Origin of the sequence: Shewanella sp. Sh95 (assembly GCF_001308045.1) — a bacterium.
In the GTDB taxonomy this organism is placed as follows: domain Bacteria; phylum Pseudomonadota; class Gammaproteobacteria; order Enterobacterales; family Shewanellaceae; genus Shewanella; species Shewanella xiamenensis.
The window spans coordinates 1-16,977 of sequence record NZ_LGYY01000012.1 but is presented as its reverse complement, the minus strand read 5'-3'; the positions used below and the strand labels follow the sequence as shown (position 1 = coordinate 16,977).

The window sequence follows — 16,977 nt, the reverse complement described above, 5'->3', positions numbered from 1 at the left end:
TTGGAGGTACTCAGGCGGCCTGATTATCAAATCACGGAGAAAGAATTGCTGGCGGCCTGGGTATTATTCGCCAATCAGTTGCTCAAATATGGCTATGCTATGGCTGATTTATGAGGGGATCCTTCAGGGCTGGGTAAGTTTATTCACGTTACATGCAATTTGGCCTTTTTTATGGATTTGGGCGACCTTGTATCGAGAGGACCGAGGCTGGGGATTTAGCACTGTGATGAAGCGCGAGCAGGCATTGGAGGATGATGTTAAAGCGCTAAGGGAAACAGTCATGGCCTTACAGGCAAAGCTTGAGCAACTTGAATCGGCGCCTATTCCCACTCCGGCAGCAGCAAGCGTTGAGACCATTGCTGCTACTTCCACTGTCGTAAGCCCAAAAGCCGAGGTATAACATGGATTTACTATTGATATTAACCTATGCCTCCTTTTGTATTGTGATTTTTAAAGTCTTTAAGATCCCGATGAACAAATGGACAGTGCCAACCGCCGTATTAGGAGGCGTGATTCTTATTGGGGCGCTGTTGCTGATAATGAACTACAACCATCCCTATTCACGTTTTGCGCGGGAATACTATGTGACTATTCCCATTACGCCTGCTGTCAAAGGCATAGTGACTTCTGTTGATGTCAAACCTAATACGCCGATTAAACATGGGGATGTGCTGTTTCGCATCGATCCAACGCCCTATGAAGCTGTTGTTAAAACTAAAAAAGCAGCGTTGTTAGCAGCGGAGCAAGAGGTGCCACAACTTGAGGCTGCATTGGAAACCGCTAAGGCAAATGTGGCGAGAGTTGCCGCAGATAGAGATCGCAATAAATCAGCCTATGACCGTTATGAACAAGGCCATCGTAAAGGTGGGGCGAACTCGCCTTTTACTGCGCTGGAATTAGACAATAAACAACAATTGTATTTAGCCTCTGAAGCACAACTTACTGCGGCGCGAGCGGAAGAGTTACGTGCGCGTCTTGCCTATGAGTCCAATGTGGATGGGGTTAATTCTAAAGTTGCCGGACTACAGGGTGATCTTGAAAGCGCACTGTATAATCTCGAGCAAACTATTGTGCGGGCGCCCGCCGATGGTATTGTCACCCAAATGGCGCTGCGTCCAGGGGCGATGGCGGTTCCCTTACCTTTACGGCCGGTGATGAGTTTTATCCCCGATGAACAGCGGTATTTTGCCGGTGCATTCTGGCAAAATTCGCTGCTGCGTTTACAGGAGGGCGATGAGGCCGAAGTGGTATTAGATGCGGCGCCTGGACAAGTGTTTAAGGGCAAAGTCGCTAAGGTACTCCCTGCGATGGCAGAGGGTGAGATCCAGATGAATGGCACGCTGCAATCTTCCAATCAGCTATTCCAAACAGGGCGGGTTATCGTATTAATCGATATTGAAGACGATGCGATACGCCGTCAATTCCCAGCTGGAGTAGCGGGACAAGTGGCTGTGTATAGCGAACATTTTCACCATGTCGCTGTGATGCGCAAAGTGCTGCTACGGATGCAGGGCTGGTTAAACTATCTGTTCTTCGATGGTCACTAGTGGGAGTGTTAATCTAACCACTTTGCTTGGATCTGGTTTTAAGATGTTTGAGAGTGACTAAAAAAGCGCTGACAAGACTGTCAGCGCTTTTTGTTGTATGCAGTAGGTGAATGCTGGCTGCGATTAAATATCGAAGACTAAGCTGCCCGGTGGCAGGAAGGGCCAGCTTTGACGGATAGGCGAACCATCACCTTGTTCAGCAAAGAAATAACCCGTTCTTGGGGTGGCGTAGACCACACTGCCTTTTTGCAGCCCTAATTCTTGCAGATGGTGGTGGGTAAAGGTGGCTTCCCACAGTTCTTCACTCTGCCAGCCGATAGGCGCCAGTTCGACACGCACTTCTGCGCCAACCGGTGTTATCGCCACTATGGTAAAAGGAATATGGGCTTGGCTATTGGGTTTATCCGCCAGTGCCAGCTCATGGCTACGCACATAGAGCGCGCCGTTTTGTTGCAGTGGCGCTTGCTCAGGAGGCACTAAGAAGGCGTCACCATTGGTCCAACGATTCTGTTGCCAGCTCGCCTCAAAACGATTGACGTTACCTAAGAAATCAAACACAAAGCGGCTATTGGGTTGGGCATACAACTCAATAGGGGTATTGACCTGCTCAATATGGCCGTTGCTCATCACCACTACTCTATCGGAAAGCTCTAAGGCCTCGTCCTGATCGTGGGTAACAAACACGCTAGTGAATTTCAGCTCATCGTGAAGGCTGCGTAGCCAGCGGCGCAGTTCTTTACGCACCTTGGCATCGAGGGCGCCAAAGGGCTCATCGAGTAACAGTACTTCGGGCTGAGTCGCTAAGGCGCGGGCCAAGGCTATACGCTGTTTTTGTCCACCCGAGAGCTGCTCAGGGTAACGCTGTGCTAGGTGCCCAAGTTGCACCATTTCGAGTAAATGGCTGACGCGCTTTTGGATTTCAGCCTTAGACGGGCGCTGATTTTTCGGAATGACTTCGAGTCCAAAGGCGACGTTATCGGCTACCGTCATATGACGGAACAGGGCGTAGTTTTGGAAAACAAACCCGACTCTGCGATCGCGTACATGCACTTGGGTTACATCGCGATTACCGAAATGGATTTGACCGCTATCCGCGCCCTCAAGGCCAGCAATAATCCGCAATAGGGTGGTTTTACCCGAGCCGGAAGGGCCGAGAAGACCTATCATCTCGCCTTCTTGAATATCCAGATTGAGCGGCGAGAGCGCCTGAAATTGGCCAAATTTTTTGGAAATATTAGTTAAACGAATACTCATAATGATTGGCTCTGCTCTTGGTTGTCATTGGCGGATAAGCTGCGTTGTTGGCGCCACTCTACTAAGGCTTTTAGCAGTAAGGTAAATAGGGCGATCAAGGCAAGCAGTGACGCGCTCGCGAAGGCGGCTTCGGCCTGATAATCTTCGTAAAGTAATTGCACATGCAAAGGTAAGGTGTTGGTTTCACCACGGATATTGCCAGATACCACGGCAACGGCACCAAATTCACCCACGGCCCTAGCGTTGGTGAGGATCACCCCATAAATCAGTGCCCACTTGATATTGGGCAGAGTCACGCGGCGAAACAGTTGCCACCATGAGGCGCCAAGGATGACCGCTGCTTCTTCCTCCGATGCACCCTGTTGCTGCATCAAGGGGATTAATTCTCGGGCAACAAAGGGGCAAGTCACGAAAATGGTGACTAATAAAATGCCCGGCCAAGCAAACATGATCTGTAAATCGTGCTCAAACAGCCAAGCGCCAAGCCAGCCGCTGTTGCCGTAAAGTAGTAGATAGAGTAAGCCTGCGACCACGGGCGATACGGCAAAGGGGATATCAATCAAGGTAATGAGTAACTTACGCCCTGGAAACTCAAAGCGTGTCACGCTCCAAGCGAGCATGACCCCAAACACTAAGTTTATCGGCACGGTGAGCGCCGCGACCATAAGGGTCAACCCAATCGCGTGGAGTGAGTCGGGTTGGCTCAGATGCTCGATATAACGCTCCCAGCCACCGACAAAGGCCTGCTGGAAAATACTGACTAACGGCAGCAGTAATAACACCATGGCCAAGAAGACTGCTAGGGTGATTAGGCTCCATTTGATAAGGGGCGCTTCACCGACTCTTAAAGGTTTAAATGAGTTCATGGTGGCTCCTTATCGGCCGTGAATACGGCGTAAATAACGCGCTTGCCACAGGTTAATCAGCAGTAACAGCAGTAAAGATGTTATCAGCACGATAGATGCAATGGCACTTGCGCCAGCAAAATCAAACTCCTGTAAGCGAACAAAGATCATCAATGAGGTGATTTCACTGATGTAGGGCATATTACCGGCGATAAAAATCACCGCGCCAAATTCTCCAAGACTGCGGGTAAAAGACAGTGCCGTGCCAACCATTAAAGCTGGCCACAGTGAGGGCAAAATCACCCGCCAAAACACCGCGCTATCGGTTGCGCCTAAGGTCATGCCAGCTTCTTCTTCATCGTGGGATAACTCTTCCAATACGGGCTGGACGGTGCGCACCACGAAGGGAATGCTGGTGAAGATCATCGCGACCACAATCCCCAATGGCGTATAGGCCACTTTGATGCCAATTTCGGCCAATAGGCTACCAATCTGACCATTTTCAGCATAGAGAGTGGCTAAGGTAATACCCGCGACGGCTGTGGGTAAGGCAAAGGGTAAATCGACTAAGGCGTCGAGGAGGCGTTTACCTGGAAACTCATAACGAACCAATACCCAGGCGAGTAATAGCCCGAAAAGACAGTTAAATAGGGAGGCGGCCAGTGCCGACAAGATAGTGACTTTGTAGCTTGCTAGTACGCGGGGATCGGTAATCACGCCCCAATACTCGGCCCAGCTCATCTGGCTAGTTTGCATAATCAGGCCTGTGGTGGGGAGCAAGAGAATCAAGCTGACAAACAGCAAAGACACACCTAGGCTGATACTAAACCCCGGCAAAACCCGCTTGTTGCGTAAGCGCCCATTATTAAATATCACTGAATAACCACCCGATAAGGTTAATGGAGTTAATCCAATATTATTATGCCATTAGCACGTTATTGCTCAATCGCGATAAAGACTGCTGATGTTTATCTTTATTGCGATATAACCACAAAACCCGGGACATTGCCCGGGTTGTAGGTTTGATGACTTAGGTACCCAAGCTGATGATCAACGCTTTAATAACTGATCCAGTTTAGCGCCATTGGCAAATTGGGTCTTCATCGCGTTGTCCCAGTTACCAATGATTTGCTCAACGGTCATTAACTCCACCGCAGGGAACTGTTTGGTAAATTCGGCAACCACTTTCTCATTGTGAACGCGGTAGTTAAATCCGGCTAACAAACGTTGTGATTCTTCGCTGTAGAGATAGGTTAGATACTCGGTCGCTAATTCTTGCGTGCCGTTACGCTTAGCATTTTTCTCTACTACGGCAACGGGGAATTCTGCCAGAATCGAGGTTTTAGGCACGACAACTTGGTAATCATCGGCGCCATATTGCTGACGAATATTGTTAACTTCAGATTCGAAGGTGATCAACACATCGCCGATGCCACGCTCAACAAACGACGTGGTTGCACCACGGCCGCCTGTGTCAAATACGGCAACGTTACCAAGGAACTTTTTCAAAAACGCATCTAAAGAAGCCTGATTATCTTTGCCATAGTTTTTCTGGGCATAACCTAAGGCGGCTAAATAAGTGTAACGAGCATTACCTGAGGTTTTTGGATTCGGGAACACCAGCTTAACGTCATCTTTAGCTAAATCATTCCAGTCGCTGATTTGTTTTGGATTGCCCTTACGCACTAAAAACGCAATGGTAGAGTAGTAAGGTGAACTGGCATTAGGCAGCAGTTGTTGCCAGTTTTCTGGGATCAACTTGCCGCGATCATGCAGAATTTGCACATCGGTGACTTGGTTAAAAGTCACCACATCCGCGGGTAAGCCTTGCAGAATCGAGCGAGCCTGCGCTGAAGAACCTGCATGGGACTGTTTGATTTCAACCGTTTTACCGGTTTTTTCTTGCCAATGTTTAGCAAATACTGGGTTATAGGCACTAAATAATTCCCGTGAGATATCGTAAGAAGAATTAAGTAAGGTCTGATCGGCGGCTGCGGCATTGAGGGAAGCGCCCAGTAATAGGGTTCCTAGCAGGGCCTTAGTGAATTTTACTGGCATTTTGTGCTCCTTAATCTGGCAACTGTGTCAGGGTATAGAGATAGAGTAATTGAAGTTTTTACTTATAAAAAGCTAGTTAAATAGAACTTTTTTGAATAACTATGAGCAATTAATTGTATGCCATAGGTGATATTCATCGTGTTTGTTGTGGCTAAGCCCCTTAAAATATCCCTATGCGAGTTGCTTTTATCAAATAAAGGATAAACCCTGTGTCTGACTTTATGACTATTGAAGCCTGTATCGGGCAAACGCCGCTAGTTCGTCTGCAACGGTTGGATTGCGGGAGCTCTACGGTACTGTTAAAGCTAGAGGGCAATAATCCCGCTGGCTCGGTAAAGGATCGTGCTGCACTGAATATGATTAACCAGGCGGAGCTTCGCCAAGAAATCACACCTGGTGATACTTTGATTGAAGCCACAAGTGGTAATACGGGCATCGCCTTAGCGATGGCCGCAGCGATTAAAGGCTACAAGATGATCCTGATTATGCCGTCGAATTCGACCCAAGAGCGTAAGGATGCCATGCAGGCCTATGGCGCCGAGCTGCTGCTGGTGGACAATATGGAGGCTGCGCGTGATTTGGCTTTAGATCTTCAGGCTCAAGGCAAAGGTAAGGTGCTGGATCAGTTCAATAATCAAGATAACGCAAATGCGCATTTTCTCACAACTGGCCCAGAGATTTGGCAGCAGAGCCAAGGCAAGATCACTCACTTTGTTTCCAGCATGGGTACCACAGGTACCATTATGGGTGTGTCGAAATACCTAAAAAGCCGCAACCCCGATATCACCATTGTCGGGCTACAACCCGCTAATGGCAGTTCGATACCAGGGATTCGCCGCTGGCCGCAGGAATATTTACCGGGTATTTTTGATGCAGCCCGTGTCGATTTAGTCATGGATATAGAAGAGCAAGATGCCAAAACCATGGCACGAGCCTTAGCGCGAGAAGAGGGGATTTGTGCTGGCGTGAGTTCTGGCGGCGCGGTATTTGCGGCACTTGAGATAGCGAGGCAGAATCCGGGGGCCGTTGTGGTTGCGATTGTATGCGATAGGGGCGATCGTTATCTATCATCTGGGCTATTTTCTTAAGCCGCGTTCTACCCCCTGATCCTCGCATTTGGGATGTCTTCTGTAATAAAAATGGGCGTGTATCGCCCATTTTTATTGCTTAAGCCCTAATAGTTTCAAGCATCGCTTTAACCATTATGGTCAAATGATTATGGCTGCGGTGGAAACTGCGCCAAAATCCGGCTTACCGCCTTAGCGGTGTCTTGGGCTTTTTTATCGCCGCCCGCATCAAAATCGAAACTATCGGTACCGCGCCAAATCAGCTTATTGGTTTTAGCATCGATAATATCAATTTGAATGGTTTGAATTTTTGCTGTGTCGCTGCCAAGAGGCACGCCAACGCTGGTGCCTATGCCAATGCCGCCAGAACGGCCAAAACTGCCCGTGCCTAAGCCTATAGATAGACCTGAGTCTTTAGGCTTGTCTTGGGTCAGTAAGCCATAGGCGACTTTAAAATCGGGGGAAGAAGCATTTTCGGTAAAGCCTTTTTGGCTTAATTGCTGGGTGATTTCGGTTTGAATACGCTGGGCACTGAGCGGATCGTCGTTGGGCTGTGGAGCAAGCTGCGAGAAACTCTGCAATGCCTTAAAGTTATAATTGAGATCGTAATCGTTTTTCGGCTTAGTGCTGCAAGCACTTAAAAAGACCGTGGCGATGAACAAACTGGCGATGTATTTGTATCTCATCATTGCACTCCAAATTGTACGAACAGTATTCAATGTGCCTTGATTAACAGTAAGACTGCAAGTAATTTAGTGAAAAGTGTTTGATTTTTGTTAAGTATAGAAGGTCACACATTTTACGTACTTAAACTGGCAGAGTAGCCCAAGATCATGGAACAGTTAGCCTTTTTCGATATTCCTAGCCCTTGTATCGGTGTATGCCAAACCGATGCGCGGGGCTATTGTAAAGGTTGCCTGCGCAGTCGTGATGAGCGGTTTAATTGGTTGCATTTTACCGATGCCGAAAAACATGATGTGATCCGTTTATGTCATCAACGGAAACGTCGGCGGGAGCTGGCCTTGTATAAGGCGCGTCAGCAAGCACTTGAGCAGGAGCGGGCCGCTATCAATCCACAGCTTGATTTTGCGCCACAGACCGCCACAGAGTTGGATTTAGGCGATCTTGCTCTCGACGAATAATCTCAATGAGCCTTTTTGATAAGATGATACAAACTAGAGGTGCTAAATTTGCCGCTTTTTCGGCCAGCTTAAGGTGAAACGCGTCTGGGCTGGATGGCTGGTGACATTGACCTCACCCTGATGACGCTGCATGATCCGCTTGATAATCGCTAAACCTAAACCATGACCCTTATTGCCATTTTGCACCGATTGGCTGCGGTAAAAGGGCTCGAACACTTTAGGTAAATCCACCTCAGGGATAGGCTCTCCATCATTGCTCACACTTAGTGTTACCCGTTGCTGGGTTTGGCTGACTTCAATCAAGATTTGATGGCGAGCAAAACGCTGTGCATTGGTCAGTAGATTTTGCAGTGCTCGCTCAATCAATGCTGGTTCGCCAAATAAGGGCAGGGTATCTATATCTGTATGCAAGGTTATTGGGGTTTCACTCAATGCACTTAAACGTTTAATGGATTGATTAATCAAGGTGATAAGATCGTATTCATCTAGAGGCATTTCACGCTGGGATTCTAAACTGGCGTAGGTGAGTAATTCTTGCAGTAGGTTTTCCATTTCCTTAATGTCGAGCTGCATTTCATTGAGAAAATCCTGACGCTTTTGTTCGTCAGAGTCAGGTTGGCAGTACATGGGCATTAAGGCGAGGGCGAATTTAAGTCGCGCAAGGGGCGTGCGAATCTCGTGGGAAACCGCATTGGACAAATGTTTTTGGTTTTCAATCAATGCGCTGATATGCCTCGCCATTTCATTAAAGGTATTGGCTAAGGGTTTTACCTGAGAGCGGTTCGAGAGATTGATGCGAGTATCCCATTTGGCTTCGCCAAAATCCTTTGTGGCCTTACGCAATATGCTTAAGTCCCGCGAGAGTGGTCCAACCCAAATCAAAGCGACGAGTGCGAGTGACAAATAGAAAAACAGAGTGAATAAATTACGCAGATCGGCTCTGGGGTCTATCTCAATAGGACCCGCCATTAATACTTGTTCATCTACCTGAATAAACTGGAATTGTTCGCCCTCACTGGTTGTGGTGGTGACTACATGATTGGGTGTCAGAACTTGATCTTTCGCCAGTGCAATTTGATCTGGACTGAGTAGATTTAACGGCAGCTGACTATCGGTTGTGAGTGCTTCTAAGTAATCGTGGCGGCTCTCCTCTGGAAGCTGGGTCAACAGCTGGGCAAATGCAACCAGAGGAGCATCTAAGGGATTATTTTCATCTACATTTTTCTTCCATAGGCTGTCCAGTGTCCAGCCTATGCCCAGAAAACTGAGACTCAGCAGTAAATATAAGCTGATAAAGAGACGTTTCACGGGAGTTCTTAGTTGTTCCAAGCCTCAGGGGCGAAGAGATAGCCTTGTCCCCAAACGGTTTTGATTCTGAAGGGGGTCTCAATATTGTCGTTGAGCTTTTTGCGAAGTCTTGAGATCCGCACATCGATCTTTCTGTCTTTACCATCAAAATCAATATTGAGCAGTAATTGATAGATATATTGACGACTCAGTACTTGTCCTGCCTGTGATGCCAGTAACCACAGGAGTTCAAACTCATGGCTGGTGAGGTCGACTTCTTTGTTGTCGAGTCGAATTGCATGGGTATGGGGATCGATACTGAGTTTACCAAAAGTCAGGCAATGGGATTCGGCCTGAGGCGGTTGGTTTTGGCGGCGTAATAGGTTGTTGATACGGGCAACCAGCAGGGCAGGATCAACGGGTTTAACCACATAGTCGTCGGCACCGAGTTCTAGCCCTTTGATTTGATCTTCGCTTGAGCCTAAGGCACTCATCAACAGGATCGGGCCAGCAAAGTAATCGGGTAACTTTTCGCACAGGCTAAGGCCATCAATTCCTGGCAACATAATGTCTAGCAGGATGATATCAGGCTTATAGTTGATTAAGCGGGTTAACACTGTGTCGCCACGACGCTCTACTTCAACGTGCATGCCGTGGGATTTCAAATAATCTACGATTAAATTCGCGAGACGGACATCATCTTCAACCAATAACACTCTGTGGGGTGATTGTGGATTCGTCATTAAAATAAACTCCAAGGGTTACGGTAACGTCTGCGCACCTGAGGCTGCGAGGTCGACGTGATTTTTAATTTGGCTCCAGCCAGTGTTTGGTTGGTATCCTTACTGACCAGAACAAAGTGAATATCGTTTAGCGTACTGACATTCAATGTGATTTCATGTTGTTCTAGCGATTCGCTGCACCATTTAGGATAGGCATTGTTGTCAGATAAGATACAAACCAGCTCATTTTTAGCGAGTTGCCACTGCAACTCTACACGGATTTCACAGGCTTGGTTTTCATCCCCCGTGATACAGATTTCAGGGGTCAGTTTTAATTTTGACTCTTCATTTGGAGCGGCAAGTGCGTGAGTCGGTCCCATTAAGCTAACGCTTAGACCGAATATGCATAGCATCCTAATATGAAGGGGCGTCACTCTTGTTAAAACCTATACGCTGCGCCAATAAAATAAGTGCTGCTATAGTCTTGATTGAGCAAGGGACTGGCGGCTATTTCATCTGCAATTTGTGTGTAGCGGAACGCAAAGAGCATATCCCAGTTATCAGTTAAGATATAACGGGCTGTCATTTCGACCCCTTTATTCCAGCCAGCATCAGCATGGTAATGTTTGCTCCAATAATCATTTTCACTCGGGCGTACACCATAGTAATAGTCGACGACGTTGGTACTTTTCCAATCAAATACGAGTGACATATCCATTACCCAGCGGGTTAAATGCCAACCATAGGTCCATTTAATTTGCGCTTCAGCGCCTTGATGCACATCAAACATATCATGGGTGTAGGCTAACCTAACTACGCCTAATGGGGTATAAATAAATGCTTCAGCGCCACCTAATAACGTAAAGTTACGCGATTCTAAGGAATTAAACACGGGTTCGGGTTCACTGCTGAGAACTGTCTTGGTCGAGAGCATTCTCGCCCCATCCTGTGAACTTCGCTCCAAAAAGATATTCGAAGGGTCCCAGCGATAGAAATAAGCTCTATCCATGCTATAGCTGGTCACTAAGTTGACGCTGAAATATTGCTGCTCAACTAAGCTATAGCCTAAGTTACCGTTATCAAAAAACCAATGATCACCATAGTAAGCTACAGTTGGGATAAAAAAGACCGGAATATCATCAAAATCCCTAAGAGGGTTGGTTTTTTGTCCCCAACCGACCGCCACGCCTAAATCCCAGTTGCGCATTTCAATACATTCATCTTTAGTGACGCACGGTTCTTTGGCCATTCCAATAGAAGGTAGGCTAAGCGCGGTGAGTAAGATTAATAATGTTCGATACATGATATGCGTTCGGATTTAATGACAGTCGGTAATGGGCAACAGATTAGCATTTTATGCTTAATTCCACAGTGCTTTCACCTGAAGGGATGCAAAATGATACAGATATCATACAAATAGCATATATGTAGATCTCGTAATCAATTGAAAGACATCATAAAAGTATAAAATGTACTTGCTTAGCGCTTTTGTCGACGTTGGTGTGTTGTATTTATACTGTTTTGCTTTTTGGGCGCTAGTGTTACTAATTTGGGTTGGTGCAGCAAATAAAATGCCATTCATTGTCGGAATGGCATTAGTAAAACTCGATGAAACTTGATTACAGCCAGGAGCTAAAGGAAGTAAAACCGATCAGTTGAGTTCTTTTAGTGTCTGATAGCCCATTTCTGTTAGCTGGTCATTCACGCAGTCGAGGACATATTGTTTAAGCTCGGCATTTTCAATCTGATCTTCAGATGCCATCTGTTGGCATACTTCGGTCAGTTGAGCGATATCATTTGCAGGTGCAGGAGGAAGTGTTGATTCATCGGCAAAGCTAGCAAAACTGATTAGCGCCGACAGGGTGATAACAGCTGATAACGTTTTCATTTTATTTCCTTTAGTTATTGATAGTTAACAACAGCCTAACTGGTTTCCCATCATGCCGCTGCGTCAACAGATAGCAATTTATCATTGCTATTATTTTTTAGATATAAATAATTTTTCACTCATTTTGTCAGCTATTTTTTGTCGAATTATCATGGTTGTTTTATGGGCAGGCTTAAGTGCCTTGCCAGTCAAAAATGCCGATCTCATCCTTCGTAAACCGCGCGAATCCCCCTGATTTTCCACTACCAAGCTGAGCTTATTTTACTATGACGTTCTTACCACCCTTAAGTTTCATCATCCAGAGCAGCATATTTGTAATTAATATGTTTAAAAATAGACTTATCTCAACTTTGGTCTATTTATGGGATGAAGTTAATCTTTTTGATGGTTTTTACGGATTACTAGAGAGTGCATTTGTTGATAGGAGTGTAGAAAGTTTGAACTATAGCAAAATTGCCCTATAAATAAGATTTGGCGCACTATTTTTACCCATGTGTTATAGATATTTGAATCTTAAGAGATTAATTTTTAGCCTGTAGATTTTTTATTTATTAATTTTTTATCTTGATGATTTTAATGGTTAATTTGTTTATTTGTTATGATTATAAGATTTAGATTGTGATCTTCTTTGTTGTTATCTAAACTTCGCCGCTTTTTATCGAACTATAAGTGCAAATTATTGTACTGAAATTTACTTATCATTTTGGGGACTTTCTGTGTCGACAAAACTGGCGAATCCGGCTCCATTAGGTTTAATGGGCTTTGGTATGACGACTATCCTGCTAAACATTCATAATGCAGGGTACTTTCCGATTGACTCGATGATCTTAGCTATGGGGATTTTCTATGGCGGACTGGGTCAAATTATCGTGGGCATTATGTGCTTTATGCGTGGTGATACCTTTGGTACAACCGCCTTTACCTCTTACGGCTTATTCTGGTTGACCTTAGTTGGGCTTATTTTAATGCCAAATGCTGGGGTTGCGGCGAGCCCAACCTATTTTATGGGATGGTACTTAACCCTTTGGGGAATTTTTACAGCCTTTATGTTCGTCGGTTCGCTACGTTATCCAAGGGCTAAGCAGTTTGTGTTTGCTTCGTTGACGATTCTATTCTTCCTTCTGGCGGCGAGAGATTTTACTGGCAGTGCGCTTATTGGCACCATCGCGGGTTTTGAAGGGATTATCTGTGGTGCGAGTGCAATTTACTTTGCCATGGCGCAAGTGCTTAATAATGAATATGGCCGAACTATTTTACCGATAGGCGAGCTTAAAGCTAAGGTCTAACTGAGTTCTTAGTTTATGCAAAAGGCTGAATCATTCAGCCTTTTGCATTTTTGACGGGTCAGTAATGTTAAAACTTACGACATCAGATTTTGGTTTGGATAAATGCAATACAGGCATTATCTAGACTACGGTTAGAGATATAGCTGGTCCCCGTTTTATGGGTGATTAGGAACCCTTTATCCGTTTGCACAATACGATAAATATCCGTCCAGAGAATTTGAGCGTTAACATATTGTGATTTTGTGTGGATACCTTGCTCATCAATGATAAGGGTGACTTCATTATTGGCGGCTTTGCTCATCATTTGCCGCATCAACCACCACGCTTTGTTGTATTTTACATTTAATGCTTCAATCACCCCGAGCCCAACAAAGAAATAGGCTAGATAGAGGCTGACATCCGCAAAAATCAGCGCAATGCCAATGAGCCCGAAACCTATGGCTTTATAGTAAGGTTTGAGAGTGGGATCGGGTTTGACGGACTGGGTATAACACTCGTCAAAATGCGCTTTATCTAAGATGTAAGTTGTGGAATAACAATAGGGTGTGGTCATGTCTTATTTACTAATCGAAAGTTTAATTATCTAAAGCTGGATAGCGCGTTAGTTTAGCGGGTTAGCTGCGTAAAGTAACGATTTTTGGGATAAGTCTGCAGTAGCGATACGGCGCAAAATACCCTGTTATCGTACCTGCGCCCGTTCCTGCACCATAGTTTGCTTATGACTTAATAGCGGTTTCGCTCTGTGGGAATATCACTCAGATACTCAACAAACTCGACTTCAAATCCATGGGCATCGAAGAAGTAGATATTGCGGCGATAGGGATCTTCCATGCCATCTTTGGCTATCGGAAAACCAGCTTGGGTTAGCCTTGTTATCACTTCATCTAAATCACTCACCACAAAGGCAAAATGAGCTAAGCCAATTTGATGGCCCGTTAAGTCGCGGTTTTCGCCTTCACCGTTATCGCTAAAGGCAATGTATTGATAATCATCGCCAAAATGAATCCAATTGCGCGGCTTGCCGTACCAAGTCCCTTTATCTCCGCCACGGACACGCCAATGTGGGAAGGCGGCTTGATAAAAAGTGAGTGCTTTAGGGATATCGTCGACGACTAGGTTGATGTGCTCTAAATGGATCATAATGCGTTCCTTGTAATGATTTTAGTCAGTGTGATTCACATCCAAGCTGCTTACATACCGTAGCAGTATTCCTGCTGCTTGGGGTAGGGTTGATGAATATGGCGTTGGCGTATCGGCGCTAAGGCTTGGGCGTATTGATGCAACATAAACAGGCTATATTGCACTCTTTCTCTGAGGTCGATATCCCGCGTACCTTGGGGCGTAGCGTTGAGTACATTCTCGACATTACGGATGATCAAATGGTCGGGAATCGGTACTAATTTATTGTTTTTGAGTGCATTCATTTTGACTTCCACAATGGGGTAAGCACCGCTAATGCCGCTGCAAACTGAAATCAGCAACACTGGCTTATGGGCAGTTTCCTGACGGCTACACATCAGTAGGAAGTTTTTAAGCAGTGGCGATGCCATTCCACCCCATTCGGGCGTAATCAAAACGAGGGCATCCGCAGCATCGACTCTTTGCTCTATCTCAGGCCAATGTTCGCCCTTGTTGTCTTCTTCACCGTCCCAAAAGGGCAGGTTGAACTGGCAAAGTTCTAAGTGATGGATAGCGTCGTAACCGACACTATGGGGCGATAAAAAACTGGTTTCGGCTATGAATCTCGCGACTTTAGCGCTTTGGGAGTGGGCTTTTTGGCTGGTGCTGATGATGAGTAAGTTCATTATGTAAACCTATTAGTTTATAAATTATTTATAAGGTAATTGCTTTATTTAATCATGTAAAGGATAAAATAAATAAAAAACTTTATTTATTCTGTTAAAAGGTGGGCGATTGAGGGATAATCCGAGGCGAAGAGCGGAGAGCGCATATGAAAACTACTGATAAGATTATTCAATTACTCAAATTGCATGGCCCGTTAACGGCTAAGACCCTAGCGGAAGAGCTTGCGTTGACCACTATGGGCGTTCGCCAGCATTTGCAAGCCTTAGAAGAGGCGGGTGATGTCGATATTGAAGACAGAGTTGAAGGCCGCGGACGCCCAACCCGGTATTGGGGATTAACGGAGCAGAGTAGAACCCACTTTGCCGATCGCCACAGTGAGCTTAGTTTGCAATTGATTGATTCCGTAAAAATGATATTTGGTGATCAGGGGTTGGATAAACTGATTGAGCATAGAGAGCAAACTGCTATGCAACAGTATCGCAGCGCGATGCAAGGTATGACGGATATTACCAGTCGTTTAACTAAATTGGTGGAGTTACGTACCCTCGAAGGCTATATGGCGACGCAGGAACAAGCGGATGGGGCGTTCTGGTTACTTGAGAATCATTGTCCAATTTGCAGCGCAGCGACTAAGTGCCAAAACTTTTGCCGCTCCGAACTGCAACAATTCCAGCAGTTATTTGCCGATATCGCTACTGTAAGCCGTGAAGAGCATATCATCGACGGCGCTCGTCGCTGTGCCTATCGCATTGCGCCTTTATCTTAGAGCAGGATGGTGTGATGCAATCAAAACGCGGTCGTCTCGATAGATACCTAGCTGTTAAGTTACAAATTCACCGTAAAGCCGTGCGAGAACTCTTGCTGGCGGAGCGTGTGTATGTGGATGGCGAGCCTGCGAAAGCGCTCGATCTGCTGGTGGATGAATTTTCCCACATAGTGTTTGATGGGCAAGTCTTACAGGCCAACCAGCCCGTGTACTTGATGTTGCACAAGCCCGTTGGGGTAGTGAGTGCGACCAAAGACAAGGAGCACCGCACTGTGATTGATTTACTCGATTGCGAAGCTCGCCATGAGCTGCATATTGCTGGGCGGTTAGATTTAAACTCATCGGGTTTATTGTTACTGACCAATGATAGTCGTTGGTCCGAGGCGTTAATGTCACCCGAGCAAAAAGTGGATAAAGTGTATCGAGTGACTTTAGCCAATCCCTTGAGTGAGGACTATGTCGCGGCATTCGCGCAGGGCATGTATTTTGGCTTTGAAGATATCACCACACAGCCTGCAAAGTTGACTATCCTCGACACTCATATTGCAGAGGTTACTTTAAGGGAAGGGAAGTACCATCAAATCAAGCGGATGTTTGGTCGTTTCCGTAATCCAGTGGTGGGATTACACCGCCTTTCCATTGGTGAGATTACCCTAGATAAACACTTAAGCCCTAGTGATAGCCGGATGTTGACGGCACAAGAAGTCGCCTCTATCTATCATTCAAAAATGAAGTAACTCGAGACGGTGCATAAAGCGCTGATATGCACTTAAAAACATTACCCTAAGAGCATGTTGACGTTTTGAGATTGAATTTCGTTCTGGCTCGCTCATTAGGTTAAGTAAAATAGCGATACTGCGCGGACTTTATCTTGCATAGATCGTGAACCAAAGGGTTGCAAAAATAATCCTGAAACGTCAATACACCTCGGCATACGATTGTTTGAAGGACGCTGTAACAAACACGTAAGGATAACATTAGTCTGGCACAGCACGGCTGTGCCAGTGAAAATGTGTTAGAGCCTGAATGCACTGACTTGATTACGCATGCTGCTAGCCAGTTTGGTTAGGTTTATAACAGACTCGCTTAGCTCATGTGCTGAGCGAGTCGAGTCATCGGTAATATCACTGATCGCAATAATGCTACGGTTAATACTTTCGGCCACACTACTTTGCTCTTCAGCGAGGGCGTTCAAAATTCTGTGTCAGGCTAATTTTTAAATTTCCAGCACGCTATCTAAACGTCCTTCAAAATAAATCGCTAACTGAGATAAACAAAGGCTCCAATTGTGGATTGGCATGGTCCATTT

20 protein-coding genes and 1 pseudogene are annotated in these 16,977 nt (G+C 45.9%); 7 read left to right on the top strand and 14 right to left on the bottom strand.

Annotated elements, in window-relative coordinates; translation table 11 throughout:
• Positions 1-88 precede the first annotated feature (88 nt).
• Positions 89-400 carry a DUF3302 domain-containing protein gene (locus AEA42_RS22785; protein WP_082389593.1) on the top strand — a complete coding sequence of 104 codons (312 nt, stop codon included), beginning with the start codon at positions 89-91 and terminating at the stop codon, positions 398-400.
• A 1-nt stretch (position 401) separates the two neighbouring features.
• A complete protein-coding gene (locus tag AEA42_RS00690; protein ID WP_055646684.1) occupies positions 402-1,547 on the top strand; it encodes an HlyD family secretion protein in 1,146 nt (381 codons plus the stop codon).
• Between the two features lie 123 nt (positions 1,548-1,670).
• Here AEA42_RS00690 and AEA42_RS00685 read toward each other — a convergent pair whose 3' ends face one another.
• The 4 genes from AEA42_RS00685 to cysP all read right to left on the bottom strand — a co-directional run bounded on the left by AEA42_RS00685 (position 1,671) and on the right by cysP (position 5,704).
• Positions 1,671-2,801: a TOBE-like domain-containing protein gene (locus tag AEA42_RS00685; protein WP_055646683.1), complete on the bottom strand. Its 1,131-nt coding sequence runs from the start codon at positions 2,799-2,801 to the stop codon at positions 1,671-1,673.
• The gene (gene cysW, locus AEA42_RS00680) at positions 2,798-3,667 is read right to left on the bottom strand and encodes a sulfate ABC transporter permease subunit CysW (protein ID WP_037429736.1); all 870 of its coding nucleotides are present in this window, start codon (positions 3,665-3,667) and stop codon (positions 2,798-2,800) included. The genes AEA42_RS00685 and cysW overlap by 4 nt, the downstream gene beginning before the upstream one ends.
• A 9-nt stretch (positions 3,668-3,676) precedes the next feature.
• Positions 3,677-4,522 carry a sulfate/thiosulfate ABC transporter permease CysT gene (cysT, locus tag AEA42_RS00675; RefSeq protein ID WP_055646682.1) on the bottom strand — a complete coding sequence of 282 codons (846 nt, stop codon included), beginning with the start codon at positions 4,520-4,522 and terminating at the stop codon, positions 3,677-3,679.
• Positions 4,523-4,696: 174 nt separating this feature from the next.
• Positions 4,697-5,704 carry a thiosulfate ABC transporter substrate-binding protein CysP gene (gene cysP / locus AEA42_RS00670; RefSeq protein ID WP_055646681.1) on the bottom strand — a complete coding sequence of 336 codons (1,008 nt, stop codon included), beginning with the start codon at positions 5,702-5,704 and terminating at the stop codon, positions 4,697-4,699.
• Positions 5,705-5,925: 221 nt separating this feature from the next.
• Between cysP and cysM the strand changes: the two genes are divergently transcribed.
• A complete protein-coding gene (gene cysM, locus AEA42_RS00665) occupies positions 5,926-6,792 on the top strand; it encodes a cysteine synthase CysM (protein ID WP_348625483.1) in 867 nt (288 codons plus the stop codon).
• A gap of 128 nt (positions 6,793-6,920) precedes the next feature.
• Here cysM and AEA42_RS00660 read toward each other — a convergent pair whose 3' ends face one another.
• Entirely contained in the window at positions 6,921-7,457 is a 537-nt protein-coding gene (locus AEA42_RS00660) for a DUF4136 domain-containing protein (RefSeq protein WP_037429744.1), read from the bottom strand.
• Between the two features lie 147 nt (positions 7,458-7,604).
• On the opposite strand from AEA42_RS00660, the gene AEA42_RS00655 reads away from it, so the two are divergent.
• Positions 7,605-7,913: a DUF1289 domain-containing protein gene (locus AEA42_RS00655; RefSeq protein ID WP_055646679.1), complete on the top strand. Its 309-nt coding sequence runs from the start codon at positions 7,605-7,607 to the stop codon at positions 7,911-7,913.
• Positions 7,914-7,955: 42 nt separating this feature from the next.
• Here the strand turns inward: AEA42_RS00655 and AEA42_RS00650 are convergent, their stop codons facing one another.
• From AEA42_RS00650 to AEA42_RS00630, 5 genes are all read right to left on the bottom strand, one after another.
• A complete protein-coding gene (locus AEA42_RS00650; RefSeq protein WP_055646678.1) occupies positions 7,956-9,221 on the bottom strand; it encodes an ATP-binding protein in 1,266 nt (421 codons plus the stop codon).
• Between the two features lie 8 nt (positions 9,222-9,229).
• Entirely contained in the window at positions 9,230-9,943 is a 714-nt protein-coding gene (locus AEA42_RS00645; protein ID WP_011073412.1) for a winged helix-turn-helix domain-containing protein, read from the bottom strand.
• Entirely contained in the window at positions 9,943-10,335 is a 393-nt protein-coding gene (locus tag AEA42_RS00640; RefSeq protein ID WP_080612404.1) for a DUF3019 domain-containing protein, read from the bottom strand. The genes AEA42_RS00645 and AEA42_RS00640 overlap by 1 nt, the downstream gene beginning before the upstream one ends.
• Before the next feature lie 26 nt (positions 10,336-10,361).
• Positions 10,362-11,225 carry a MipA/OmpV family protein gene (locus tag AEA42_RS00635; RefSeq protein ID WP_037421340.1) on the bottom strand — a complete coding sequence of 288 codons (864 nt, stop codon included), beginning with the start codon at positions 11,223-11,225 and terminating at the stop codon, positions 10,362-10,364.
• A 348-nt stretch (positions 11,226-11,573) separates the two neighbouring features.
• A complete protein-coding gene (locus AEA42_RS00630; protein WP_037421337.1) occupies positions 11,574-11,810 on the bottom strand; it encodes a hypothetical protein in 237 nt (78 codons plus the stop codon).
• Between the two features lie 716 nt (positions 11,811-12,526).
• On the opposite strand from AEA42_RS00630, the gene AEA42_RS00625 reads away from it, so the two are divergent.
• The gene (locus AEA42_RS00625) at positions 12,527-13,096 is read left to right on the top strand and encodes a GPR1/FUN34/YaaH family transporter (protein WP_047537352.1); all 570 of its coding nucleotides are present in this window, start codon (positions 12,527-12,529) and stop codon (positions 13,094-13,096) included.
• An 82-nt stretch (positions 13,097-13,178) separates the two neighbouring features.
• Here AEA42_RS00625 and AEA42_RS00620 read toward each other — a convergent pair whose 3' ends face one another.
• From AEA42_RS00620 to AEA42_RS00610, 3 genes are all read right to left on the bottom strand, one after another.
• Positions 13,179-13,649 (bottom strand): YcxB family protein, encoded by a 471-nt coding sequence (locus AEA42_RS00620; protein WP_037429752.1) that lies wholly within the window; start codon positions 13,647-13,649, stop codon positions 13,179-13,181.
• A 170-nt stretch (positions 13,650-13,819) separates the two neighbouring features.
• Positions 13,820-14,236, bottom strand: coding sequence for a VOC family protein (locus AEA42_RS00615; RefSeq protein WP_055646677.1), 417 nt, complete (start codon positions 14,234-14,236; stop codon positions 13,820-13,822).
• A gap of 50 nt (positions 14,237-14,286) precedes the next feature.
• Entirely contained in the window at positions 14,287-14,901 is a 615-nt protein-coding gene (locus tag AEA42_RS00610) for an NAD(P)H-dependent oxidoreductase (RefSeq protein ID WP_055646676.1), read from the bottom strand.
• A gap of 146 nt (positions 14,902-15,047) precedes the next feature.
• Here AEA42_RS00610 and AEA42_RS00605 point away from each other — a divergent pair, with 146 nt between their 5' ends.
• Entirely contained in the window at positions 15,048-15,668 is a 621-nt protein-coding gene (locus AEA42_RS00605) for a metalloregulator ArsR/SmtB family transcription factor (protein ID WP_037429756.1), read from the top strand.
• Between the two features lie 14 nt (positions 15,669-15,682).
• Positions 15,683-16,405 carry a 16S rRNA pseudouridine(516) synthase gene (locus tag AEA42_RS00600; protein WP_037429758.1) on the top strand — a complete coding sequence of 241 codons (723 nt, stop codon included), beginning with the start codon at positions 15,683-15,685 and terminating at the stop codon, positions 16,403-16,405.
• 278 nt (positions 16,406-16,683) lie between these two features.
• Here AEA42_RS00600 and AEA42_RS00595 read toward each other — a convergent pair.
• Positions 16,684-16,851 (bottom strand): annotated as a pseudogene (locus AEA42_RS00595) (methyl-accepting chemotaxis protein); the annotation flags it as partial.
• Between the last annotated feature and the right edge of the window lie 126 nt (positions 16,852-16,977).